This window comes from Frigoribacterium sp. PhB118 (assembly GCF_003751725.1).
Taxonomy (GTDB): Bacteria; Actinomycetota; Actinomycetes; order Actinomycetales; family Microbacteriaceae; genus Frigoribacterium.
Genome location: NZ_RKID01000004.1, coordinates 431,543 through 454,667 on the forward strand (window position 1 = coordinate 431,543; position 23,125 = coordinate 454,667).

The following is a 23,125-nucleotide window of genomic DNA, read 5'->3' on the forward strand; positions in this document are numbered from 1 at the left end:
GGCGAGGGGGTCAGCGCCCTCGGCGCGGTCGGCTGCGACCGGTGCCACGCTGGGGCCCTCGGCCCTTCGGCGGCGTGCGCTTCGGCTTCGCCCCGCGCGGGTCGGGAGCCGACCCCTTGCGGGCCGGGGCCTCCTGCTCGGGCTCGTCGCGCCTCCTCGACCGGGAGCTGCGGGCCGTGCGACCCCGCACGACGCCGATGAAGTCGTCGAGGTCGTCGGTGAGCTCGCCCTCGGGCCAGACCAGCGCGATCGTGGTCGGCGGCAGATCGGCGACGTAACGGTAGGTGACCTCCTTCCGGGCGTGCAGCCGTGCCAGCGACTGCGGCATGACGGCGACGCCGGCCCCGGTCGCGACGACGGCCACGGCGTCGGCGAGCGACAGGGACGGGTCGAGGTCGTGCCGGCGCTCGTCGGCGAACGCCACGGCCTCGACCTCGTCCTCGGCGCCGGCCACGGCGACGGCGTGGTCCTTCGGCACGACGACGACGGCCCGCTCGTCGTAGAGCCGGATGACCGACAACCCCTCGACCTCGATCGGCAGTCGGGCCAGGACCATGTCGACCCGGTCGTCGCCCCGGTCGTCGTCGAGGGCGGGCACCGCGTCGACGTCGGCGAGCGGCACGAAGGCCAGCGGGGTCTCGGGGCGGCGCTCCTCCCAGAGCCTCGACCACTTCGACAGGGTCACGCCGGGCACGACCCCGATGCGGAACGGGGCGCGGGTCGGCTCGGTCGTCATGGGTCGAGGGTATCGGCCCGGTACCCTGGGCAGATGACCTCCGACGCGCCGTCCGGCAAGCAGCCGCAGACCCTCAAGCCCTTCACGGCCGCCAAGAAGCTCGGCGTGTACCTGCCGGCCACGCCCGCCGAGTTCCAGGCCGCCCCCGTCACGCGCGAGGCCTTCGCCGAGCTCAGCACGAACCCGCCCGAGTGGTTGTCCGACCTGCGCCGCACCGGTCCGCACCCGCGGCCGGTCGTCGCCCAGAAGCTCGGCATCTCGACCTCGGGCCTCGCCCGTGCCGGCGTCGACGACGTCATGACCACCGACGAGATCCACGCCCTGCTCGACGAGATGCCCGACTGGCTGCGCACCGAACGCGGCATCCACGCCGACGTGCGCGAAGAAGAACTGCGCGTCAAGGAGCGCAACGCCGGCCGCGAGGTCCTCCGCAAGGAGCGCGAGGCGAAAGAAGCCGCCGAAGGGCACTGACCCCCGCCCTGCGCTACCGTCGGCGACATGTCCTTCAACGACGACGCGCGCCTCGACGGCAGCAAGGTCAAGCGACGCGGTCGCGGTCGCACGGTGGGTGTCGCCGGCGTCGGCATCGGCATCGTCGGCGTGATCGCCGTCTTCCTCATCAGCCAGGTCACCGGCGTCGACGTCTCGGGGCTGCTCGGCGGCGGCACGGCCGGCGGGGGCGCCCAGCCGGTCAGCGAGGGCGACCTGTCGTCCGAGTGCACCACCGGCGCGCAGGCCAACGACAGCGTCGACTGCCGCATGGTCGGTGCGGCCGACTCGCTCGACGCGTACTGGGCCGCCGAGGCCCCGGCACTCGGCGTCACCGACTACCGCACCCCCGACTTCTTCCTCTTCAGCGGCTCGACCGACACCGGCTGCGGTGGGGCGACGAGCGCCACCGGCCCGTTCTACTGCCCGCCCGACGAGGCCCTCTTCGTCGACACCGACTTCTTCGAGCAGCTCCGGTCGCAGTTCGGCGCCAGCGGCGGCCCCCTCGCCCAGATGTACGTCGTCGGCCACGAGTGGGGCCACCACGTCCAGCAGCTGACCGGGGCCTTCGACCGCGCCGACCGCAGCGACACCGGGCCGGGCTCCGACACCATCCGGCTCGAGGTGCAGGCGGATTGCTACGCCGGGGCGTGGGTCGGCTCGGCGTCGACCATCGCGGACGCCGACGGCACCACGTTCCTCGAGCCCGTCACCGACCAGCAGGTCGCCGACGCGCTCGACGCGGCCGCCGCCGTCGGCGACGACCGCATCCAGTCCGCGAGCGGCGGCCAGGTCGACCCCGACACCTGGACGCACGGCTCGGCCGAGCAGCGTCAGAGGTGGTTCGAGACCGGGCGCAGCCAGGGCGCGACGGCCTGCGACACCTTCTCGGTGCCGACCGACCAGCTCTGACGACGAGGCCGACCCGCGCCTCCTGACGGTCGACGCCGCACCGCGGCACGGTGCGTCCAGGCAACTCGAAGCGCGTCCTCCGGGCGACGGCGGTCCGGAGGGCGCACACTTCACTCACCCTCGCGACGGCACTGGCGCCGCCGCGACGACAGCAGTGGAGGCGCGTCATGGCACGACCGGGCAAGGCCATCGAGTTCGACGGGTACGGAGACGTCTCGCAGCTGCACTTCGTCGAGCAGCCGCTGCCGACGCCCGCCGACGACGAGGTCGTCGTCGAGGTGATCTGTGCCGGCCTCAACCACATCGAGAACTTCATCCGGCAAGGGGACTTCGTCGACCGGCTGCCCCTCGACTTCCCGGCCCGCGAAGGGTCGTGCTTCGCCGGCATCGTCAAGAAGCGCGGGGCCGCCGTGCGCAACTTCTCCGTCGGCGCCGAGGTGATCGGCCACGCGGTGGGCGGCGGCGCGCACGCGACCTACATCGCCGTGCCGGCCAGCGCCGTGGTGCCCAAGCCGCAGCACGTCCCGTGGGAGGTCGCCGGTGGGCTCTACCTCGCCGGGGCCACCGCCTACGACACGGTCCGCAGCCTGCACCTCGGACCCGACGACGTCGTGGTCATCACGGCCGCGGCGGGCGGCGTCGGCCACATCGAGTGCCAGCTCGCCCTGCAGCTCGGAGCCAAGGTGATCGGCACCTGCAGCCCGGGCAACCACGACTACCTCCGCTCGATCGGGGTCGTGCCCGTCGACTACGGCGAAGGCCTCCGCGAGCGCATCGACAAGGCCGCGGGCACCGACCGCCACGTGACGGCGTTCATCGACAACTTCGGCGGGGACAACCCCGCCCTCAGCACCGACCTCGGCGTGCTGCCTTCGCGCTTCAGCTCGAGCGAGGACCGCCTCGAGCGCGAGATCCGCTTCATCGGCGCCGAGCGCGACGACACCGAACCCGCGATGATCCTCTCGGCCCTCGCCAAGCTCATCGCCGAGAACAAGCTGCGCGTGCTCGTCTCGGGCTTCTACCCGTTCGACTACATCGCCCAGGCGTTCGAGGACCTCGCCGAGCAGCACTCGCGCGGCAAGGTCGTCGTCGGCATGCAACCGGTCGAGACCGGCGCCCGCTCGCACTGGTACCTGTCGGGCAAGGCACGGGCGGTCGCCGAGTCGCTGGGCTGAGCCTCCCGCCCGGCGGGCGAGGCGGGCGGGCGCAGGAGGCGCGCACCACCGGACCCGCCGACGTCACCGGGGCAGCCGGAGGAGCGCTCCCGGAGCCCTGACCGTCGCCGCCGCCACGTCCATGGACCGCCCGAGGGCGGCCGCCCAGTCGACCGAACCGGGCCCGCGCCGCTCGGCGAGCAACGAGGCGACGATCGACGCGAAGGTCGCGTCGCCCGCACCCATCGTGTCGACGACCTCGCCGTCGGCGTCCGAGATGCCGCGGGTGAGCGAGGTGCCCGCCGTGTCGCCGGCCGACGGGGCCAGCACCAGACCCGCCCCGGCCGAGCCGCGGGTCGCGAGCACTCCCCCGGTGCCCGCCGCGAGCAGCGCCTCCTGCCAGTCGTCGAGCGAGCGCCCGGCGACGAGTTCGGCGTCGTCGTCACCGATCTTGACGAGCAGGGCCGAGGCCGCGACCCGCTCGAAGCCGGCGGCGAAGTCGGCGATCTGCGCGGCCCCGCCGGGCAGGAACCCCGGCCGCGGGTTCGGGTCGACGACGAGCCGCACGGGGTCGGTGCCGACCGCGCGCAGCAAGCGATCGGTCAGCGGGGCGTCGTCGAACGGGTACGAGCTGACGGCGACCACGGGGGCGGCGTCGAGCACGGCCCGCTGCCCGGGCGAGAAGTCGAGACCGCGGGCGACGGCGGCGTCGGTGAAGACGTAGGTCGGCTCGCCGGCCACCCGCAGCGAGACCGCGCGGCCGGTGCCGAGGGGGTTGATCGTCGGGACGAGCTCGACGCCGTGCTCGGCGAGGAACGACCGGATGGCCTCGCCGTCGGCGTCGTCCCCGATCGAGGCGAGCAAGGTCGTGGGCACGCCGAGGCGAGACAGCCCGACGGCGACGTTGAGGCCGGCCCCGCCGACGTGGTCGGTCGAGCCCTCGTCGGTCCGGAGCTCGTCGATGAGGGCGTCGCCGAGAACGACGACCCGACCGTCGGTGGTGTCCATGGGGGTGCCTTTCGTCAGCGTGCCGGGAGCCACCCTATTCCGGCACGCGGTCGGGCCGCACTCCCCCGCTACGCTGGCCGACGTGACCGATTACGCACTGGCCGTCGACGTGGGCGGAACGAAGGTCGAGGCGGCGCTGGTCGCCTCCGACGGAGCCCTCCTCGACGGAAGTCGCGACCGACGCCCCACCGGTGCCGGGTCGACGTCCGACGAACTCGCCGAGGCGGTCCGCGCGGTCGTGGCGCACGCCCTCGACGCCCTGCCCGAGGGTGACGCCCTCGTCGGGGCGGGCATCGGCAGCGCCGGGCCCGTCGACCTCGTGCACGGCACCGTCTCGCCGATCAACCTGCACGCCTGGCGCGGCTATCCGCTGCGCGAGCAGGTGGCGGCCCTGGCGGCGTCGACCCTGCCCGACGCGGCCCCGGTCACGCTACGGCTCGACGGCGTCAGCCTCGCCCTCGCCGAGCACTGGGTGGGTGCCACGCAGGGGGCGGACAACGCCCTCGCGATCACCGTCTCGACCGGCGTCGGCGGCGGCCTGATCGTCAACGGCCGGCTGCTCTCGGGAGGCACGGGCAACGCCGGTCACATCGGCCAGATCCAGATCGCGGACCGCCCCGAGGGCGAGAGCGCCTGGGCCGCCACGCTCGAGGTCATCGCCTCGGGCCCGAACGTCGTCGCCTGGGCCCGGCAACGAGGCTGGACGGGCGAGCGCGGCGAGGACCTCGCCGCCGGCTACGTCGCCGGGGACGCGATCGCCGTCGCGGCGGTGCGTCGCTCCGCGAACGCCGTGGGCGAGGCGATCTCGTCGGTCACGACCCTGCTCGACCTCGACGTGGTCGCGATCGGCGGCGGCTTCTCGCGCGTCAGCGACGACTACCTCGACCTCGTCCGGGCCGCGGTCCAGGAGGCGCCGGTCAACGAGTACGCCCGTCGCGTCCGGGTCGTCCGCTCGGGCCTGAGCGACGAGAGCCCCCTGGTCGGGGCCGCGGCGCTCGTCTGGCAGGCCGAGCTGCTCGGCTGAGCCGCGCCTCCTCGGGTCGACGACCCGCGCCTCCTCCGGTCCGCCGCTTCTCTGGGAGCCGGTGTCGGAGGTGCCGCCTAGGCTGGGTTGCATCCCACAACGTCGTCGGAATCCGTCGCGCCCGCGGGGCGCGCACCACCACCGCACCACCACTCGCAGAGAGGTCATCTCATGCCCACCACCGTCCCCGTCCTGCTCACGCCGTCCGCCGGCGCCCCCTTCGAGCACTCCACGGTCGAACTGCGCGACGTCGGCCCGAACGACGTCCAGATCGACATCGCGTTCGCCGGCATCTGCCACAGCGACATCCACCAGGCCCGCGAAGAATGGGGCAAGGCCATCTTCCCGATGGTGCCCGGCCACGAGATCGCCGGCATCGTCACCGAGGTCGGCTCCGACGTCACGAAGCACAAGGTCGGCGACCGCGTCGGCATCGGCTGCTTCGTCGACAGCTGCCGCGAGTGCGAGAACTGCCTCGCGGGCGAGCAGCAGTTCTGCGTCAAGGGCAACGTCGCGACCTACAACGGCCGCCAGTACTCGGGCGAGCCCACCTACGGCGGCTACGCCAAGCAGATCGTCGCCGACGAGAACTACGTGCTGTCGATCCCCGAGGGCATCTCGCTCGACGAGGCCGCGCCGCTGCTCTGCGCCGGCATCACGACCTACTCGCCCCTCAAGCACTGGGGTGCCGGTCCCGGCAAGAAGGTCGCGGTCGTCGGCATGGGCGGGCTCGGCCACATGGCCGTCAAGATCGCCCACGCGCTGGGCGCCGAGGTCACCGTCATCAGCCAGACCCTGTCCAAGCAGGAGGACGGCCTCAAGCTCGGTGCCGACCACTACTACGCCTCGAGCGACCCCGAGACGTTCACGCAGCTGCGCAGCTCGTTCGACCTGATCATCAACACGATCTCGGCCGACATGGACATCGACGCCTACGCCCGCACCCTGCGCCTGAACGGCACCATGGTGTTCGTCGGCCTGCCCGAGAACCCGCAGTCGTTCAGCGCCGGCTCGCTGATCGGTGGCCGGCGCAGCCTCGCCGGCTCGAACATCGGCGGCATCCCCGAGACGCAAGAGATGCTGGACTTCTGCGCCGAGCACCACATCGGAGCCGAGATCGAGACGATCGGCGCCGACGAGGTCGACGAGGCCTACGAGCGCGTCGTCGCCAGCAAGGTCCGCTACCGCTTCGTGATCGACACCGCGACCATTTAGCACCCGCCTGCACGCACGAAGGCCCCCTCCCGTCACGGGAGGGGGCCTTCGTCGTCGCGGGGCGGGGCGCTGCCAGACGGCTCCGGCGCTACCCGGCGGGGGTGTTGAACCGGCGCAGCCAGCCGGCGAACTCGGCGAGCTCGTCGTCGGACCAGCCCTCGACGTGGTTGCGGAACACGGCGCGGTTCTCGTGGCGCACCTCGAGCATGCGGCTCTCGGCGCGCTCGGTGCTGCGCAGGGTCATGACCCGACCGTCGGCCGCGTCGGGCACCACGTCGACGAACCCGGCCTCGCGCAGCAACGTGACCTGCCTGCTGACCGCGCTCTTGTCCATCGCCATCGCCTTGACGATGTCACCGGCGCTGCACGGCTGGTGCTTCATCACGTAGCGCAGCACGTAGAAGGCCGTGGGCGGCACGTCCGGGTCGAAGCGCGACGCCGCCGCGGCGATCGTGCGCTTGGCCTCGACCATCATCGAGCCGATCTCGTCGACCACGCCGGCCATGAGGCCCTCACGGCCGTCGTCGTCGGGACCCGGGAGGTGCGGTGCGGCCTGCCCCGCAGCCCCGAGGAGGTGCGGTGCGGCCTGGTCGGCAGGGTCGCCCCCCGAGGGGCGCGGCGCGTCGAGCACCGCACCCTCGGGCTGGCCGTCAACGGTCGGCTGCGACATCTTTCTCCTCGACCAGGGACGAGAACACCGGGCTCTCGGCCAGTTCGTCGGCGGGCACCGGGTGCCCTGCCACCTCGGCGGCACCCGTCGCGATGATCGTGTCGATGGTACCGGTGGCGGTCGTCGTGTGGCCGTGGTGACGGCGCTGGCCCTCGGCGGGTTCGCGTCCCTCGTCGATCGGCGAGACCGGTGCCGGCGTCGACTCCGTCGCCGGGGCGCTCGACACGGCGGGGGCCAGGCCGGCCGTGGCCGCGACTCCCTTGGCGGCCGGGGACGCGGCGTTCGCGTCGACCGGGGCCGCGCCTCCGTCGCTGTCGTCCGAGGCCGTGGCCGCCGACGAGTCGGCCGCCGGGCCGTCCGTCTTCGCCGCCGCACGCTGGAGACCGGTCTTGGTGCCGAGCTCGACGTTCGGGAGCAGGCAGACGAACACGATGGTGATGATCGCCAGCGGAGCCGCGATGAGGAACACGTCGGCGACGCCCTGACCGTAGGCCGATTCGATGATCGTCCGGATCGGGCCGGGCACGGTGCTGAGGTCGGGGATGCTCGTCGAGCCGCCGCTGCCGAGCGCGCTGGGGTCGACCCCGGCGTCGGTGAGGCCGTCGGTGATGTAGCCCGAGACCTTGGTGCCGAGGACGGCGCCCATGACCGAGACGCCGATCGTGCCGCCGAGGCTGCGGAAGAACGCGACGCTCGACGAGGCGGCACCGACGACGCTGACGTCGACCGAGTTCTGCACGACGAGGACGAGGTTCTGCATCACCATGCCGATGCCGAGCCCCATCATGGCCATGAAGACGGAGACGATGGCGAAGTTGGTGTCGTACTCGATGGTCGACATCAGGAAGAGACCGGCGGCGAGCAGGATCGACCCGACGATCATGTAGGGCTTCCACTTGCCGTACTTCGAGATGAGCGCACCGGCGACCATCGACGAGATCAGCAGTCCGAGCACCATCGGCAGGGTCAGGATGCCCGCCATCGTCGGCGACTGGCCGCGCGCGAGCTGCATGTACTGGCCGAGGAACACGCTGGTGCCGAACATGGCGACGCCGACGCTGAGCGAGGCGATCACGGCGAAGGTGAACGTGCGGTTCGTGAACAGGGTGAGCGGGATGATCGGCTCCTTCGAGCGGAACTCCACGACGACGGCGAGCGCGAGCAGGACGGCAGCACCGACGCCCATCAACCAGCTGGTGGTCGAGTTCCAGTCGAACTGCTTGCCGCCGAGGGACACCCAGACGAGCAGCAGCGAGACGCCACCGGCGATGAGGCCCGCGCCCCAGTAGTCGACGACGACGGCCTTCTTGGGCTTCGGGGGCAGGTGCAGGGTGCGCTGGATGACGATGAGGGCGGCGACGCCGACGGGCACGCCGACGAAGAAGTTCCAGCGCCAGCCGATCGAGTCGGTGAGCACGCCGCCGAGCAGCGGCCCGCCGATGGTGCCGACGCTCATCACGGCGCCGAGGTAGCCCATGTACCGGCCGCGCTCACGCGGGCTGATGATGTCGCTCATGACGACCTGCACCAGAGCGGTGAGGCCACCGGCACCGAGCCCCTGGAACACGCGGAAGGTGATGAGCGTCGCGGTGTTCTGCGAGAAACCCGCGGCGACGGAGGCGAGCACGAACAGGACGAGGGCGACTTGCAGCAGCACCTTGCGGTTCGTCAGGTCGCTGAACTTGCCCCACAGCGGCGTGCTGACGGTGGTGGCCAGCAGGGTCGCGGTGATGACCCAGGTGTACGAGGTCTGGCTGCCGTTCAGGTCGCTGACGATGCGCGGCAGCGAGGTCGACACGACGGTCGACGAGAGGATCGCCACGAGCATGCCCATCAACAGGCCCGACAGGGCCGTGAGGACTTCACGATGGCTCATGCCGGGCGCTTCGCCCGGCTCGTGGGGTGCCGCGGGCTTGGTGCCCGTGGCGGTCGTGGTCTGCGACAAGGTGCGCTCCGGTGGTTCGAGATGGTGAGGGACCGATCGCCGTTGGCCGTGTCCGTTGGTTGCAGAACGTCAACCATACGCTTTCGTTGACGATCCGCAACCATTTCACTGCAGTTGCTGCAGAAATCTTTCTCGAACTCCGCGACGCGGTCGCGAGGGAACGCAGGAGGCGCGGTGCGAGTCCTCCTCGCACCGCGCCTCCGTCAGGGCCTTCCGGGTCAGCGGACCTCTTCGGGCCTCTTCTGCCGGAACATCTCGGCGGGTTGGTGGTCGCCGTTCCAGACCTGGGTGATGCCCCAGACGACGGCCATGAGCGGCACGGCGATGACGGCGCCCACGACGCCGCCGAGGATCGTGCCGGCGGTCAGCGCGACCAGGATGACGAGGCCGTGCAGCTGCAGCGTGCGGCCCATGAGCACCGGCTGCAGGAAGTTGCCCTCGAGCTGGTTGACGACGACCACGATGCCGACGACGATCAGCGCCTGGACCGGGCCGAGTGCGACGAGGGCGACGAGGGCCGCGAGGATGCCCGCGGCCGTGGCGCCCACGAGGGGGATGAACGCCGTCAGGAACACGATGACCGCGAGCGGCAGGGCCAGGGGCACCCCGACGATCCAGAGGCCGACGCCGATGCCGATCGCGTCGACCGCGGCGACCGTCGCCGTGCCACGGACGTAGCCGCCGAGCGTGGTGACCGTCTTGTCGCCGATGCGGCGGGCCCGGGCGTAGTTCTCGCCCTTGAACGGGCGGAGCAGGAACTCCCAGATGGCCGGGCCGTCCTTCAGGAAGAAGAACAGGACGACGATCATCAGGACGAGGCCGGTCGCGAAGCTGCCGACCGCCGAAGCCCCGGCGAGCGCCCCCGAGCCGAACTGCGAGCTCGTGACGAAGTCGACGGCCGCGTTGCGGACGTCGTCGATCTGCTGGTCGCTGATCGAGAACGGCAGGGTCGTGATCCAGTCCTGCAGCTTGTTGAAGCCCGAGGTGGCCGAGTCGGCGAGCGAGCTGGCCTGGCTCTCGACGGCCCACACGATCAGCCAGGCGACGAGCCCGAGGATGATCAGGACGGCGAAGAGACAGATCAGGGTCGCGAGCACCGAGGGCACCCTGTGTCGCCGCAGGAAGGCGACGACCGGCAACATGGCCGACGCGAAGATCAGCGCGAGCAGCACCGGCAGGGTGACGAGGCTCAGGCTGAGGAAGACGTAGATGACGCCGATCGCGACGATCAGGACGGCGATGATCTGCACGGCACGCGTCGCGAGCGTGCCGAAGGCGTCGGCCCAGAGGGAGTGCCGGACGGCGGCGTCCTCACGGGCCACCTCGGCTTCTTGGCTGCGGAAGAGTCCCACGGTGTCGTCCTCGTTTCTGGTGGTGCGGGGGTCGAGAGGGGCGCCGGAAGAGGCACGGTCGGGCACGGCCGCGTGCCGGTGCGCCGACGGAGGCGGCGGGGCTGATCGGCCCGACTAGGACAGCCAACCCCGTCACGAGAATATCGGGCCGGATCGGTGCCCCCGCGACCCGGCGCGCGCCTAGCGTGGAAGGCATGCCGACCTCCGTCCTCGTCGTGTCCGACACCCACGTCCCGCAGAAGGCCAAGGCCGTGCCGGGGGTCGTCTGGGCCGCGGTCGAACGGGCCGACGTCGTCGTGCACGCGGGCGACTGGACCGGCGAACCGCTGCTCGACGAGTTCGAGGCCCGCGCGAGCCTCCTGATCGGGGTCCGGGGAAACAACGACGGCGACGGGCTGCGCGTGCGCCTGCCCGAGGTCGCCCGCACGACGATCGAGGGCGTACGCCTCGCCGTGGTGCACGAGACCGGAGCCAAGGAGGGGCGCGAGGCCCGCATGGACCGTGCCTTCCCCGAGACCGACCTGCTGCTGTTCGGGCACAGCCACATCCCGTGGGACACGACGACGCCCGCGGGCCTGCGCCTGCTGAACCCGGGGTCACCCACGGACCGTCGGCGCCAGCCGCACGCCACCTACCTCACGCTGACCCTCGACGCGGGCGAGGTGCGCGACGTGGTGCTGCACGAGCTGCCCGTCGCCGCACGGGACCGCACGGGGGTGCTTCCGCACCCCCGCATGACGACCTAGCCGGCGGGCGTCTCGGCCGGGGCCGACTCGGTCGGGGTCGGCGACGGGCTGGCCGTGCCCGACTCGGTGTAGCTGTTGCCGGCCGCGGTCACGACGAAGCTGCGGAACTCCTGCACCGTGAACGGACGGCTGCCGTCGTACTTCTGGCCGTTGACCAGGACCGTCGGGGTGCCCGTCAGGGCGTCGAGGTCGCTGTTCGGCAGGGGCCCGTCGATGGCCCGCTGCGTCGACGCCGTCACCCACGAGCCGAACTCGTCGTCGTCGATGCACCTCGTGATGTCGCTCGCCTTCGTCACCCCGTCGACGCCGGTCGCGATGTCGGCGAGTTGCGAGTCGTCGAGGCCGCGGGTGCCCTCTTCGGGTTGCTGCTCGAACATGGCGGTGTTGAAGTCGAAGAACGAGTTCGGCGAGTAGTTCGCCACGCAGGCCGCCGCGTTGGCCGCCCGGTTGCTGTACTTCGTGCCGAGGGACTGGTTCGTGAGGATGGCGACCGGGTGGTACTCGACCGTCGCCGCCCCCGACTCGACGAGGCCGCTGATGTAGTCGTTGTTCGCCTGCTCGAACTCGCCGCAGATGGGGCAGAGGTAGTCGAGGTAGACGACGATGTCGACCGTGTCGCTCGACGCCGTGGACGCCGACGCCGTGGGCTCGTCGTCGGGGCCGAGGGCCCCGGTCTGCACGGCCTCGAAGCCCTGGCCGATCTTGATGCCGTCGCTGGCCATGTTGGCGGGGCCGGGGCCGGCCGGGCGGATGCTGTTCGTGATCACCAGCACGACGCCGACGACGATCGCGATCACCACGAGGGCGAGACCGCCCTGCAGCGCCCACTTGCCCGCGCGCTGACGCCGCTTCTGCTTCTGGCGCGCCAGCTGGGCCTTCTGGCGGGCCGCCGCGCGCCGCTGGTTCTTGGTCAACGACGAGTCGTCGGGATTCAGGTCAGTCATGGGGCTCCGGTGCGCGACGGCCTCGCATGGTCGCGTCGAGCGGGTGGTGGGGACGGTCGCCACGAGTCGTGGCCACGAAACATGGTACGAGGCGAGCCTGGCAGAAGTCCGCCAGGCGCGGGCGAGAGCGGGTGGAGAAGAGGCGCTCCCGTGGCGATCCGAGAGATTTTCATGGCATGCTGATCGGTGGTGGTCACCGCAGACCTCTGAGGTTGATCACCGTCCATTCACAACGGATCGTCCGGCACGTACCTGCCGGTGAAGGAGAAGATCATGGCGTCAGTCACGTTCAGCAAGGCAACTCGTCTCTACCCCGGCAGCACCCGCGCCGCGGTCGACGGCATCGACCTCGAGGTCGCCGACGGCGAGTTCCTCGTGCTCGTCGGCCCCTCCGGTTGCGGCAAGTCGACCACCCTGCGCATGCTCGCAGGCCTCGAAGAGGTCAACTCGGGTGACATCTACATCGGCGACCGCAACGTCACCGACGTCCCGCCGAAGGACCGCGACATCGCGATGGTCTTCCAGAACTACGCGCTCTACCCGCACATGACGGTCGCCGAGAACATGGGCTTCGCCCTGAAGATCGCCGGCGTCGGCAAAGAAGAGCGGGCCACCCGCGTCCTCGAGGCCGCCAAGCTGCTCGACCTCGAGCCCTACCTCTCGCGCAAGCCCAAGGCCCTCTCGGGTGGTCAGCGTCAGCGCGTCGCCATGGGCCGCGCCATCGTGCGTCAGCCCCAGGTGTTCCTCATGGACGAGCCGCTGTCGAACCTCGACGCCAAGCTGCGCGTGCAGACCCGCACCCAGATCGCGTCGCTGCAGCGCCGACTGGGCGTCACCACGGTCTACGTCACGCACGACCAGACCGAGGCGCTCACCATGGGCGACCGCATCGCCGTGCTGAAGGACGGCGTCCTGCAGCAGGTCGGCACGCCGCGCGACCTGTACGAGAAGCCGCAGAACGTCTTCGTCGCCGGCTTCATCGGCTCGCCCGCCATGAACCTGCTGCCCGCCGACGTCGTCGACGGTGGCATCCAGTTCGGCACAGCCGTCACCGCGGTCGACCGCGACACCGTCGGCCAGGCCAACGGCAAGAGCGTGACCGTGGGCGTGCGTCCCGAGGACGTCGTGGTCAACACGACCGGCGAGGGCCTCGCGGTCACCGTCGACGTCGTCGAAGAGCTCGGCGCCGACGGGTACCTCTACGGCCACACCGAGGTCGACGGCAACCGCGTCGACGTCGTCGTCCGCGTCGACGGTCGCAACCACCCCAAGCTGGGCGAGACGATCTACGTCACCCCGCAGGCGCACCACGTGCACGTCTTCGACACCGAGAGCGGCGAGCGCCTCGGCGACAAGGCCGTCGTCAGCGCGTAGCACCCCGTCGGGTCGGCCCGTCGAGTCCGCTCGGAGCACTCCTCCGATCGGCCCGGCGGGCCGTCCCGCGTTCCGGCCCCGCGCCTCCCGAACCACCCCCGCCGCCTCGCCTCAGGCGGCGCTCCCCCGCACGAGAGGCCCTCATGCCCGACTCCCTCAACATCACCTCGGCCACGGCCGACCCGGCGCTGCTCGACCTGCCCTGGGCCCTCCCGCTCGAGGAGTGGCCCGACGAGGCCATCGCGACCCTGCCCAAGGGCATCTCGCGCCACCTCGTCCGGTTCGCGCACCTCAGCGGCTTCGTCATCGCCATCAAGGAGACGTCGGGCGAGATGGCCCGCGGCGAGTACGAGATGCTGCGCACGCTGCAGCGCATGGACATCCCGTGCGTCGACCCGCTCGCGGTCATCACCAACCGCCAGGACGCCGACGGGTCGCCGCTGAACCCGGTGCTCGTCACGCGCCACCTGAAGTTCTCGCTCCCCTACCGGGCGCTGTACTCGCAGACGTTGCGCCCCGACACGGCTCGTCGCCTCGTCGACGCGCTCGCCCTCCTGCTCGTCCGGCTGCACATCATCGGCTTCTACTGGGGCGACGTGTCGTTGTCGAACACGCTCTTCCGCCGGGACGCCGGTGCGTTCGCGGCGTACCTCGTCGACGCCGAGACGGGCAAGCTCTATCCGGGCGGCCTCTCGAACGGGCAGCGCGAGAACGACCTCGAGGTCGCCCGCGTCAACATCGCCGGCGAACTGCTCGACCTCGAGGCCGGGGGTCGCCTCGACGACAACCTCGACCCGGTCGACGTGAGCAACGGCATCGTCGCCGCGTACCGCAGCCTCTGGACCGAACTGACCGGGGCCGAGACCTTCGACAGCTCGGAGCGCTGGCGCATCAACGACCGCGTCGAGCGCCTGAACGACCTCGGCTTCGACATCGAAGAACTGGCCATCAAGACGGCCGAGGGCGGCAGCCAGGTCAAGATCCAGCCCAAGGTCGTCGATGCCGGGCACCACTCGCGCCGCCTGCTCCGACTCACCGGCCTCGACGTCGAAGAGAACCAGGCGCGTCGACTGTTGAACGACCTCGACGCGTACCGCATGCGCACCGACCAGTCGGACTCTGACGAAGAGATGATCGCCCACGAGTGGGCCTCGCGCGTCTTCGAGCCCGTCGTGCGCTCGATCCCCCGCGACCTGCGCGGACGGCTCGAACCCGCCGAGGTCTTCCACCAGCTGCTCGAGCACCGCTGGTACCAGTCGCAGGCCGAGAACCGCGACGTGCCGATCGCCGAGGCCCTCACCTCGTACATCAACGACGTGCTGCGCCACCGTCGCGACGAGCAGATGGTGATCGAGCCCGCGACCGAGTCCCTCACGCTGCCCGAGGCCGCCCAGCTCGAGGCCGACGAGGCCGACGCGGACGAGGACTGGCGCAGCAAGGTCTGAGAATGCAGGAGGCGCGGGCCGGCGACCAGCCGACCCGCGCCTCCTCGAGGCCCCGCGTCTCGCGGGCGCCTGCGCTACTTCTTCTTGCGCTCGGCGCGGAGCTTCGAGATCTCGTACAACGTGACCGAGGCCGCGATGCCGGCGTTCAACGATTCGACGGCACCGGTGATCGGCACCGACACGATCGCGTCGCAGGTCTCGGCGACGATGCGCGACAGGCCTTTGCCCTCGCTGCCGACGACGACCACGATCGGGCGGTCGGCGAGCTCCAGCCCCGGCAGCATGACGTCGCCGTCACCGTCGAGGCCCACGACGAACACGCCCTGCTCCTTGAACGACTTGAGGGTCTGGGTCAGGTTCGAGGCCATCGCGACGGGGATGCGCGCGGCTGCGCCGGCCGAGGTCTTCCAGGCCGACGCCGTCAGGCCGACCGAACGACGCTGCGGGACGATGACGCCCTGCCCGCCGAACGCGGCCACCGAGCGGATGATCGCTCCGAGGTTGCGCGGGTCGGTGATGCCGTCGAGCGCGACGAAGAGCGGCTTCTGCTGGCGCTTGACCGCGGCCTCGAGCATGTCGACGGGGTGCGCGTACTCGTACGGCGGCACCTTGAGCGCGACGCCCTGGTGCACGGAGTCGTGCCCGGTGATGCGGTCGAGCTCGGGGCGCATGACCTCGAGGATCGGCAGGCCGCGGCGGGTGGCGAGCTGCAGGATCTCTTTCGTGCGCTCGTCCATCTCGATGCGGGCGGCGATGTAGAGCGTCGTCGCGGGGATGCGCGTCCGCAGGGCCTCGACGACGGAGTTGCGACCGGTCACCATCTCGTGGTCGTCGGCCGACTTGGGGCGACGACGGGGGGCGTCCGGTCCGCCGCGACCGGCGATCGGCGATCCGGCACGGGGACCGGCTCCGCCACGACCACGGGCCGCCTCGAGTCGCTCGCGCGCCGCCTTGGCCTTGCCCGCGGGGTGGTACGGGCGGTCCTCCGCCGCGGGGGTGGGCTTCTTGCCCTCGAGCGCCTGGCGCCCCTGGCCGCCGCTGCCGACCTGCTTGCCCTTGCTGCCCTGACGCACGGCACTGCTGCCGGGACGGCCCTTGCGTGCTCCGCTGGTGTTCTTCACTGTTCGAGGCTCCAATGCGACCCGCTGGGGGTGTCTTCGATGGTGATGCCGGCGCCCGTCAGGACGCCTCTGATCTCGTCGGCCCGCGAGAAGTCGCGATCGGCCCGGGCTTGCTGGCGTTCGGCCAAGAGTACGTCGACCAGCGTGCCGAGCGCGCGGTGCGCGTCGGCCTCGTCACCGGCACGCCACTCGGGCGCCGTCGGGTCGATGCCGAGCACGGCCACCATGGCGGCCACGTGCTGCCAGGAGCGCGCGGCGGTGTCGAGGTCGCCGTCGTCGAGGGCCACGTTGCCGGCGCGCACCGTGTCGTGCAGCACGGCCACGGCCTGGGGGACGTTGAGGTCGTCGTCCATCGCCTCGCCGAACTCGTCGGGCACGACGCGGGCACCGACACCGGCGAAGCGCGTGTCGGCGAGGCGACGCTGAGCCCGTTCGAGGAACGTCTCGACGCGGTCGAGGGCTGCCTCGGCCTCGAGCAGCGCGCCCTCGTGGTAGTCGATGGTCGACCGGTAGTGCGCGGCGCTGAAGAAGTAGCGGACGACGACGGGACGGGCCTGCGCCAGGAAGTCGGCGGCGAAGATCGAGTTGCCGAGGGACTTCGACATCTTCTGGCCCTCGACGGCGACGAGGCCGTTGTGCATCCAGTACGAGGCGAAGCCCATGCCGGCCGCGGTCGACTGCGCCAGCTCGTTCTCGTGGTGCGGGAACCGCAGGTCGAGCCCGCCGCCGTGGATGTCGAACGCCTCGCCGAGGTAGCGGGCCGACATCGCCGAGCACTCGATGTGCCAGCCCGGTCGCCCTTCACCCCAGGGCGAGGCCCACGAGGCGGACTCGGGCTCGTCGGCCTTGTGGCCCTTCCAGAGGGCGAAGTCGCGGGAGTCGCGCTTGCCCCGCGGGTCGGCGTCGGCGGCGGGTGCCATGTCGTCGATCGACTGGTTGGTCAGGGCACCGTACGTCGGCCAGGCGGCGGTGTCGAAGTAGACGTCGCCCGAGCCGTCCGGGGCGACGTAGGCGTGCCCCTTCTCGAGCAGGGTCGTGATGATCTGCTGCATCTCGCTGACGCTGGCGGTCGCCCGGGGCTCGTAGGTCGGCGGCAGGATGCCGAGCGCCTGGTAGCCGGCGGTGAACTCGAGTTCGTAGCGGTAGGCGCGCGCCCACCATTCTTCGGTCGTGTCGGCGGCCAGCGCGAGGATCTTGTCGTCGATGTCGGTGACGTTGCGCACGAGGGTGACGTCGAGGCCACGGTAGGTGAACCACCGACGCCAGAGGTCGTAGACCAGAGCCGAGCGCAGGTGCCCGATGTGGGGCGACGACTGGACGGTGGGTCCGCAGACGTACAGCCCGACCTGGCCGGGCACGAGCGGGACGAAGTCGACGAGCGTCTGCTGACGGGAGTCGTAGAGCCTGATGGTCACGTGATCAGCCTATTTGACGCGGCTTCGGTCGCGTCGCCCGGGGACGCCCCGTGGCCCGTGGACGACCCGTCGCGCGTGACGAGTGCCGTCGCGATCACGGCCACGCCCTCGCCCCGACCGGTGAAGCCGAGCCCGTCGGTCGTCGTGGCCGACACGCTCACCGGGGCGCCGACCACGCGCGTCAGCCCCGCCTGCATCTCGACGCGGCGGGAGGACAGCCGGGGCCGGTTGCCGACGACCTGGACGGCGACGTTGACCGGAGCGGCCCCCGCCGCCGCGAGCAGCTCGAGGGTCGCCGTGAGGAAGACGTCGCCGGACGCCCCGGCGAACCGGGGGTCGTCGGTGCCGAAACTCGACCCGATGTCGCCGAGGCCCGCGGCCGAGAGCAGGGCGTCGACGATCGCGTGGGCGACCGCGTCGCCGTCGCTGTGGCCCGCGAGGCCCGCCTCGCCCGGGAAGTGCAGCAGCCCGAGGTGCATCGGCTGGGCCGCGTCGAACGCGTGGACGTCGGTGCCGACCCCGGTCAGGAGGCGCGGGGCCGGTCGAGCGCTCGCGTCAGGACCCGGCCGGGTCGCCTCGGTCTCGGCGACGACCGTCTCGGCCCGGCGCAGGTCCCACGGGGTGGTGATCTTGAAGGCCACGGGGTCGCCCGCCACGACGCGGACGCGGTGACCGGCGGCGGCGAAGAGCGCCGCGTCGTCGGTGTGCTCGACGGACGCCGTCGCGTAGGCGTGGTCGAGGGCGGCGCGCGGGAACCCCTGCGGCGTCTGCATGGCGACGAGTTCGCTGCGGTCGACGGTGTCGACGACGAAGGCGGCGTCAGAGTCGACGCGTTTGATCGTGTCGGTGACCGGGAGCCCCGGGACGACGCCGTCACCGCTCGCCTCGACGGTCGTCGCGACCAGGTCGAACTGGGCGGTGGGCGTGAACGGTCGGGCGCAGTCGTGGACGAGCACGGTCTCGACGTCGGGCCCCAGGGCCGTCAGGCCGGCGGCGACCGATTGCTGGCGGGTGGCACCGCCGACGACGACGGAGGCGTAGTCACGGGCCGGGCCGGCGAGGGCGTCGACGAGGGTGCGGGACTCGTCGACGAGCGCCTCGGGCACGACGACGACGACCTGCGTCGGCACGGCCGAGGCGAAGACGGCGTCGAGCGAGCGTTCGAGGATGCTGCGCCCGGCCACCTCGACGAAGGCCTTCGGCTTGCCGAGGGCGAGGCGCGTGCCGCTTCCGGCCGCAACGACGACGACCGCCCGACCGGCGGCGGACGGGGTGTGGACCCCGCCGTCGTCGACCGAGCGGTCGTCGGGAGTGCTAGGACGCAAGGACCTCGTCGAGGACGCTCGACGCCTTCTCTTCGTCGGTCTTCTCGGCGAGCGCGAGCTCGCTGATCAGGATCTGACGAGCCTTGGCGAGCATGCGCTTCTCGCCGGCCGAGAGGCCACGGTCCTGATCGCGACGCCAGAGGTCGCGGACGACCTCGGACACCTTGATGACGTCACCGCTGGCGAGCTTCTCGAGGTTCGCCTTGTAGCGGCGCGACCAGTTGGTCGGCTCTTCGGTGAAGGGGGCGCGGAGCACGTCGAAGACGCGGTCCAGCCCTTCTTTGCCGATGACGTCTCGCACGCCGACCAGGTCGACGTTGTCTGCGGGTACTTCGATGGTCAGATCACCCTGGGTGACGCGAAGCTTGAGGTACAGCTTCTCTTCGCCCTTGATGATCCGCTTCTTGACTTCTGAGATTGTCGCTGCCCCGTGATGCGGGTATACAACGGTCTCGCCGACCTCGAACTGCATGAATCAGGCTCCATTCTGCGACACCCAGGATACCATAAGCCGTCGTTGGTAAGGCTGCCCTAAGGAACCGACCCCTGCGGGCGCGGATAAGCTGGCCGACGTACGTTTGTCGTGACGCTGATCCTGGAGGACACCTGTGCGAGCCCCAACCCTGAAGTCGCGTGGCTTGACGACGCGGCTCGTCTCGGCCGCCGCCGTCGGTGCCGTGGTCGTCCTGACCGCCGCCGGCTGCAACTTCATCAGCCCCCAGGCCACCACCAAGCAGTACGACGCGAGCGACGGCACGAGCGTCAACGTGGGCGCCATCCAGGTGCGCAACGCGATCGCCCTCACCGCGAGCGAGGGCGACGGCGGCACCGCCAGCCTCAGCATGGTCGTGCTCAACACGAGCGACGAAGCCGCCGAGGTCTCGTTCGAGTACCCCACGACCGACGGCAAGAAGACCCAGACCGTCGACGTCGACGGCTCGTCGCAGGTCTCGTTGGGCACCGAGCCCGGTCAGGACCAGTTCCTCATGGAGTCCCTCGACTCCGACCCGGGTGCCCTCGTGACGATCTTCGTCCAGTACGGCACCGAGACCGGCAAGTCGTTCGTCGTACCCGTCCTCACGGGCGCGCTGGGCGAGTACGCCACCCTGCTGCCCTCGCCCACGCCGTCCGGCGAGGCCACGCCGTCGTCGACGCCGTTGCCCGAGGCGACCCAGCAAGCACCCTCCTCGTCGCCGACGCCGTAGCGTCTCCGCCACGTCAGCCGAGAGGCCCGGCCCGCCGAGTGCGGTGCCGGGCCTCTCGCGTACTCCGTGCACCGCGCCTCCTCGGGGCCGTCGGCGCGGTGGGGACGGGCCGACGGCCCGCCCTCGGGATCAGGCCTCGATGCGGTAGCCGAGACCGCGTACCGTCACGAGCGCCTTCGGCTCGGACGGCACGGCCTCGATCTTCGAGCGGATGCGCTTGATGTGCACGTCGAGCGTCTTGGTGTCGCCGAAGTAGTCCGAACCCCAGACCCGGTCGATCAGCTGACCGCGGGTGAGCACGCGACCGGCGTTGCGCATGAGCAGCTCGAGCAGCTCGAACTCCTTGAGGGGCATGGCGACGTCGTCCCCGCGGACCGTCACCACGTGACGCTCGACGTCCATGCGGATGTCGCCTGCCTCGAGCATCGAGTCGGACAGGTCGTCGGGGTCGACGCGGCGGCGCAGCACGGCCCGGATGCGGGCGAGCAGCTCCCGGGTCGAGTACGGCTTCGTGACGTAGTCGTCGGCACCCAGCTCGAGGCCGACCACGATGTCCACCTCGCTGTCCTTGGCGGTGAGCATGACGATCGGCACCTGGGACCTGGTGCGGATCACGCGGCAGACCTCGGTGCCCGGGATGCCCGGGAGCATGAGGTCGAGCAGCACGAGGTCGGCACCGGTCTTGTCGAACGCCGCGACGGCGGCCGGGCCGTCCTCGGCCACGCTCACCTGGTAGCCCTCGCGCTGCAGGATGTAGGCGAGCGGCTCGCTGAGGGACTCTTCGTCCTCGACGATCAAGATGTGGGTCATCGGGTCTCCATGGTCATCGTGTCTCCTGGTGCTCGGGTGCCGAGGCGGCCGTGGTCGGGATCGATCGGGTGACGGGGTCGACGTCCGCCGCCGGCAGGCGCAGGGTGAAGGTCGACCCCTTGCCGACCTGCGACCAGACGCGCACGTCGCCGCCGTGGTTCTGCACCACGTGCTTCACGATGGCGAGTCCGAGTCCCGTGCCGCCGGTCCGTCTCGACCGGGCCGGATCGACCCGGTAGAACCGCTCGAACACCCGGTCGAGCTCGTCGTCGGGGATGCCGTAGCCCTGGTCCGTCACCGAGATCTCGACCACGCCGGCCTGGTCGAGGGTGGCGCCGATGCCGACCCGCGAACCGTCCGGCGAGTAGTTGATCGCGTTGGCGACCAGGTTGTCGACGGCCGTGACGAGCATCGCCTGGTCGCCGATCACGTGCGCGTGCTTGCCACCCCGGACGACGAGGTCGATGCCCCTCGCCTCGGCACCCACGCGGTTGCGGTCGACGGCGGTGTCGACCACGTGGCGCACGTCGACCGACTCGCTGGTCTCGAGGGCGTCGGTCGCCTGCAGACGCGACAACTCGATGATGTCCTGCGTGAGGCGGCCGAGGCGGCCGGCCTCTCGGGTCAGCCGAGCGGCGAAGTGGCGCACCTGCTCGGGGTCGGACGACGCGGACTCCAGCGCCTCGGCGAGCAGGCCGACGGCCCCGATCGGCGTCTTGAGCTCGTGGCTGATGTTCGCGACGAAGTCACGGCGCATGTCGTCGAGCCGACGACCCTCGGTGCGGTCCTCGGCGAGCACCAGCACGAATCGTCCACCGAGTGCGGCAGCCCGCACGTGCACGGCGATGGTGGCCTCGCTGCCGGGCAGGCGCGGGAGGGTGAGCTCTTCGACCACCGGGTCGCCGTGCCGACGCACCGCGTCCACGATCGTCTCGACCTCGGGGTGCACGAGGTGCTGTTGGGCCGAGACCAGGCCGAGCTGACGTGCCGCCGCCGAGGCCTTGAGCACGTTGCCCGACGGGTCGACCACGAGGCCCGCCGACTCGAGTGCGTCGAGCACGGCGTCGATGCCGTCGGGCAGGGCGACGTCGACGAGTGCCGCGGCACGCACGGCTCGTCGGTGGGCCGAGACGACGACCACCACGATCGCGGCGCCGACGACGACCCCGAAGGCCAGCGACAACGGCACCAGCCAGGCGGATTCCATGTCGTTCACAGTAGTGACCCCCCGGCGGGCGGATGAACGGGAGGTCGTCCCATCCGCTGTACTTTGGTCAGAGTTCAGGCGGTGATCACCGGTCGTTAACCTTCACCGGAGACCATCGTCGGGACTGTGCGGGCGACTCTGCCCCACGTCACGAGCCGACCGTGCGACCCGCACGTCGCTCACAGCCACCGTGCTCCCAGGGCCACCGAGCCCCCACGACGAGAGGGTCGAACACGACATGCGCGAGGTATTCCAGCAGGAACTCCTGGAGGTGCAGGAGCGTCTCGTCGAGATCGCCGGCCTCGTCGCCGTCTCGATCGCGAACGCGACCACGGCCTTCAACGAGTCGAACGTCTCGTTGGCCGAGCAGGTCATCGCCGACGACGACAAGATCGACGAGCGCGCCATCGCCCTCGACGAGCTGGCCATCGACATCCTGGCCCGCCAGAACCCGGTCGCCCGCGACCTGCGCATCGTGGTCAGCGCGCTGCGCATCAGCGCCTCGCTCGAGCGCATGGGCGACATGGCCGAGCACATCGCCCAGCTCGCCCGTTACCGGTTCCCCGAGAAGGTCGTGCCCAAGTCGCTGCGTCCGACGTTCAAAGAGCTCGGCGAGCTCGACGTCGCCATCGCGAACAAGCTCACCGAGCTGCTCACGACCGAGGACGTCCGCCTGGCGGAAGAGATCCGCAACGACGACGACCGCATCGACGAGCTGCACCTCAGCGTCTTCGACAAGGTGCTCGGCGAGACCTGGAAGGGCGCGGCCGTCGACACGGTCGACTCCACCCTCGCGTCGCGCTACCACGAGCGCTTCGCCGACCACGCCGTCTCGATCGCCAAGAAGGTCCAGTACCTCGCGACCGGCGACTGGGTCGCGCCCGAGGTCTGATCGACCCTCGGACCACAGGAGGCGGGGGGGGCCGGGGGCCCGGGCCCCCCCCCCCCCCCCCCGGGGGGGCCCCCCCCCCCCCCCCGGGGGGGGGAATGGGGTAGTGGCGGCACACCGCCAAACGAAGGCCCGCGGC

22 protein-coding genes are annotated in these 23,125 nt (G+C 71.2%); 10 read left to right on the forward strand and 12 right to left on the reverse strand.

The genetic code is table 11. The features are described 5' to 3' along the window. Positions 1–10: 10 nt before the first annotated feature. Entirely contained in the window at positions 11–736 is a 726-nt protein-coding gene (locus EDF21_RS13725) for a LysR substrate-binding domain-containing protein (RefSeq protein ID WP_123571707.1), read from the reverse strand. Between the two features lie 33 nt (positions 737–769). On the opposite strand from EDF21_RS13725, the gene EDF21_RS13730 reads away from it, so the two are divergent. The 3 genes from EDF21_RS13730 (at position 770) to EDF21_RS13740 (ending at position 3,312) form a co-directional block, all read left to right on the forward strand. Further along, positions 770–1,207, forward strand: coding sequence for a DUF5997 family protein (locus EDF21_RS13730; protein ID WP_123571708.1), 438 nt, complete (start codon positions 770–772; stop codon positions 1,205–1,207). Positions 1,208–1,234: 27 nt separating this feature from the next. Further along, positions 1,235–2,137 carry a neutral zinc metallopeptidase gene (locus EDF21_RS13735; RefSeq protein ID WP_123571709.1) on the forward strand — a complete coding sequence of 301 codons (903 nt, stop codon included), beginning with the start codon at positions 1,235–1,237 and terminating at the stop codon, positions 2,135–2,137. Positions 2,138–2,304: 167 nt separating this feature from the next. After that, entirely contained in the window at positions 2,305–3,312 is a 1,008-nt protein-coding gene (locus EDF21_RS13740) for an NADP-dependent oxidoreductase (RefSeq protein ID WP_123571710.1), read from the forward strand. 63 nt (positions 3,313–3,375) lie between these two features. Here EDF21_RS13740 and EDF21_RS13745 read toward each other — a convergent pair whose 3' ends face one another. Further along, on the reverse strand, positions 3,376–4,299 hold the full coding sequence (locus tag EDF21_RS13745) for a carbohydrate kinase family protein (protein WP_123571711.1): 924 nt from the start codon (positions 4,297–4,299) through the stop codon (positions 3,376–3,378). Between the two features lie 82 nt (positions 4,300–4,381). On the opposite strand from EDF21_RS13745, the gene EDF21_RS13750 reads away from it, so the two are divergent. Next, positions 4,382–5,323, forward strand: a complete 942-nt coding sequence (locus EDF21_RS13750; RefSeq protein WP_123571712.1) for an ROK family protein — start codon at positions 4,382–4,384, stop codon at positions 5,321–5,323. Between the two features lie 171 nt (positions 5,324–5,494). Further along, positions 5,495–6,538, forward strand: a complete 1,044-nt coding sequence (locus EDF21_RS13755) for an NAD(P)-dependent alcohol dehydrogenase (RefSeq protein ID WP_056043170.1) — start codon at positions 5,495–5,497, stop codon at positions 6,536–6,538. Positions 6,539–6,626: 88 nt separating this feature from the next. Here EDF21_RS13755 and EDF21_RS13760 read toward each other — a convergent pair whose 3' ends face one another. From EDF21_RS13760 to EDF21_RS13770, 3 genes are all read right to left on the reverse strand, one after another. Beyond that, on the reverse strand, positions 6,627–7,208 hold the full coding sequence (locus EDF21_RS13760) for a MarR family winged helix-turn-helix transcriptional regulator (RefSeq protein WP_056043173.1): 582 nt from the start codon (positions 7,206–7,208) through the stop codon (positions 6,627–6,629). Further along, a complete protein-coding gene (locus EDF21_RS13765) occupies positions 7,189–9,084 on the reverse strand; it encodes an MDR family MFS transporter (RefSeq protein ID WP_123571766.1) in 1,896 nt (631 codons plus the stop codon). Before EDF21_RS13765 ends, EDF21_RS13760 begins: the two co-directional genes overlap by 20 nt. A gap of 287 nt (positions 9,085–9,371) precedes the next feature. Next, on the reverse strand, positions 9,372–10,505 hold the full coding sequence (locus tag EDF21_RS13770) for an AI-2E family transporter (protein ID WP_056228812.1): 1,134 nt from the start codon (positions 10,503–10,505) through the stop codon (positions 9,372–9,374). A 194-nt stretch (positions 10,506–10,699) separates the two neighbouring features. On the opposite strand from EDF21_RS13770, the gene EDF21_RS13775 reads away from it, so the two are divergent. Beyond that, entirely contained in the window at positions 10,700–11,251 is a 552-nt protein-coding gene (locus tag EDF21_RS13775) for a metallophosphoesterase (protein ID WP_123571713.1), read from the forward strand. On the opposite strand, the gene EDF21_RS13780 is transcribed toward EDF21_RS13775, so the two are convergent. Beyond that, positions 11,248–12,195, reverse strand: coding sequence for a thioredoxin domain-containing protein (locus EDF21_RS13780; RefSeq protein ID WP_043597205.1), 948 nt, complete (start codon positions 12,193–12,195; stop codon positions 11,248–11,250). The genes EDF21_RS13775 and EDF21_RS13780 overlap by 4 nt on opposite strands. A 273-nt stretch (positions 12,196–12,468) precedes the next feature. Between EDF21_RS13780 and EDF21_RS13785 the strand changes: the two genes are divergently transcribed. Both EDF21_RS13785 and EDF21_RS13790 read left to right on the forward strand, forming a co-directional pair. After that, a complete protein-coding gene (locus EDF21_RS13785) occupies positions 12,469–13,569 on the forward strand; it encodes an ABC transporter ATP-binding protein (RefSeq protein WP_043597318.1) in 1,101 nt (366 codons plus the stop codon). 143 nt (positions 13,570–13,712) lie between these two features. Continuing rightward, on the forward strand, positions 13,713–15,014 hold the full coding sequence (locus EDF21_RS13790; RefSeq protein WP_056043184.1) for a DUF4032 domain-containing protein: 1,302 nt from the start codon (positions 13,713–13,715) through the stop codon (positions 15,012–15,014). Positions 15,015–15,088: 74 nt separating this feature from the next. On the opposite strand, the gene rlmB is transcribed toward EDF21_RS13790, so the two are convergent. The 4 genes from rlmB to EDF21_RS13810 are packed head-to-tail and all read right to left on the reverse strand — an operon-like array spanning position 15,089 to position 19,347. Then, on the reverse strand, positions 15,089–16,135 hold the full coding sequence (gene rlmB / locus EDF21_RS13795; RefSeq protein ID WP_056043187.1) for a 23S rRNA (guanosine(2251)-2'-O)-methyltransferase RlmB: 1,047 nt from the start codon (positions 16,133–16,135) through the stop codon (positions 15,089–15,091). After that, the gene (gene cysS, locus EDF21_RS13800; RefSeq protein WP_123571714.1) at positions 16,132–17,550 is read right to left on the reverse strand and encodes a cysteine--tRNA ligase; all 1,419 of its coding nucleotides are present in this window, start codon (positions 17,548–17,550) and stop codon (positions 16,132–16,134) included. The genes rlmB and cysS overlap by 4 nt, the downstream gene beginning before the upstream one ends. Further along, on the reverse strand, positions 17,547–18,875 hold the full coding sequence (ispD, locus tag EDF21_RS13805) for a 2-C-methyl-D-erythritol 4-phosphate cytidylyltransferase (protein ID WP_123571715.1): 1,329 nt from the start codon (positions 18,873–18,875) through the stop codon (positions 17,547–17,549). The genes cysS and ispD overlap by 4 nt, the downstream gene beginning before the upstream one ends. Beyond that, the gene (locus tag EDF21_RS13810) at positions 18,865–19,347 is read right to left on the reverse strand and encodes a CarD family transcriptional regulator (protein ID WP_043597211.1); all 483 of its coding nucleotides are present in this window, start codon (positions 19,345–19,347) and stop codon (positions 18,865–18,867) included. The genes ispD and EDF21_RS13810 overlap by 11 nt, the downstream gene beginning before the upstream one ends. 166 nt (positions 19,348–19,513) lie before the next feature. Between EDF21_RS13810 and EDF21_RS13815 the strand changes: the two genes are divergently transcribed. Beyond that, on the forward strand, positions 19,514–20,080 hold the full coding sequence (locus EDF21_RS13815; protein WP_056043199.1) for a hypothetical protein: 567 nt from the start codon (positions 19,514–19,516) through the stop codon (positions 20,078–20,080). Positions 20,081–20,209: 129 nt separating this feature from the next. Here EDF21_RS13815 and EDF21_RS13820 read toward each other — a convergent pair whose 3' ends face one another. Then, on the reverse strand, positions 20,210–20,890 hold the full coding sequence (locus EDF21_RS13820) for a response regulator transcription factor (protein WP_056043202.1): 681 nt from the start codon (positions 20,888–20,890) through the stop codon (positions 20,210–20,212). A gap of 13 nt (positions 20,891–20,903) precedes the next feature. Beyond that, positions 20,904–22,097 carry a cell wall metabolism sensor histidine kinase WalK gene (locus tag EDF21_RS13825; RefSeq protein ID WP_056044479.1) on the reverse strand — a complete coding sequence of 398 codons (1,194 nt, stop codon included), beginning with the start codon at positions 22,095–22,097 and terminating at the stop codon, positions 20,904–20,906. A gap of 238 nt (positions 22,098–22,335) precedes the next feature. Here EDF21_RS13825 and phoU point away from each other — a divergent pair, with 238 nt between their 5' ends. Continuing rightward, complete coding sequence (phoU, locus tag EDF21_RS13830; protein ID WP_043597221.1) at positions 22,336–22,989, forward strand: phosphate signaling complex protein PhoU; 654 nt, start codon at positions 22,336–22,338, stop codon at positions 22,987–22,989. The last annotated feature ends 136 nt before the right edge of the window (positions 22,990–23,125 follow it).

Coding starts and splice junctions, on each gene's coding strand:
- EDF21_RS13725 (WP_123571707.1), bottom strand. CDS start 736: ATGACGACCGAGCCGACCCGCGCCCCGTTCCGCATCGGGGTCGTGCCC.
- EDF21_RS13730 (WP_123571708.1), top strand. CDS start 770: ATGACCTCCGACGCGCCGTCCGGCAAGCAGCCGCAGACCCTCAAGCCC.
- EDF21_RS13735 (WP_123571709.1), top strand. CDS start 1,235: ATGTCCTTCAACGACGACGCGCGCCTCGACGGCAGCAAGGTCAAGCGA.
- EDF21_RS13740 (WP_123571710.1), top strand. CDS start 2,305: ATGGCACGACCGGGCAAGGCCATCGAGTTCGACGGGTACGGAGACGTC.
- EDF21_RS13745 (WP_123571711.1), bottom strand. CDS start 4,299: ATGGACACCACCGACGGTCGGGTCGTCGTTCTCGGCGACGCCCTCATC.
- EDF21_RS13755 (WP_056043170.1), top strand. CDS start 5,495: ATGCCCACCACCGTCCCCGTCCTGCTCACGCCGTCCGCCGGCGCCCCC.
- EDF21_RS13760 (WP_056043173.1), bottom strand. CDS start 7,208: ATGTCGCAGCCGACCGTTGACGGCCAGCCCGAGGGTGCGGTGCTCGAC.
- EDF21_RS13765 (WP_123571766.1), bottom strand. CDS start 9,084: ATGAGCCATCGTGAAGTCCTCACGGCCCTGTCGGGCCTGTTGATGGGC.
- EDF21_RS13775 (WP_123571713.1), top strand. CDS start 10,700: ATGCCGACCTCCGTCCTCGTCGTGTCCGACACCCACGTCCCGCAGAAG.
- EDF21_RS13780 (WP_043597205.1), bottom strand. CDS start 12,195: ATGACTGACCTGAATCCCGACGACTCGTCGTTGACCAAGAACCAGCGG.
- EDF21_RS13785 (WP_043597318.1), top strand. CDS start 12,469: ATGGCGTCAGTCACGTTCAGCAAGGCAACTCGTCTCTACCCCGGCAGC.
- EDF21_RS13790 (WP_056043184.1), top strand. CDS start 13,713: ATGCCCGACTCCCTCAACATCACCTCGGCCACGGCCGACCCGGCGCTG.
- EDF21_RS13810 (WP_043597211.1), bottom strand. CDS start 19,347: ATGCAGTTCGAGGTCGGCGAGACCGTTGTATACCCGCATCACGGGGCA.
- EDF21_RS13820 (WP_056043202.1), bottom strand. CDS start 20,890: ATGACCCACATCTTGATCGTCGAGGACGAAGAGTCCCTCAGCGAGCCG.
- EDF21_RS13825 (WP_056044479.1), bottom strand. CDS start 22,097: ATGGAATCCGCCTGGCTGGTGCCGTTGTCGCTGGCCTTCGGGGTCGTC.
- phoU (WP_043597221.1), top strand. CDS start 22,336: ATGCGCGAGGTATTCCAGCAGGAACTCCTGGAGGTGCAGGAGCGTCTC.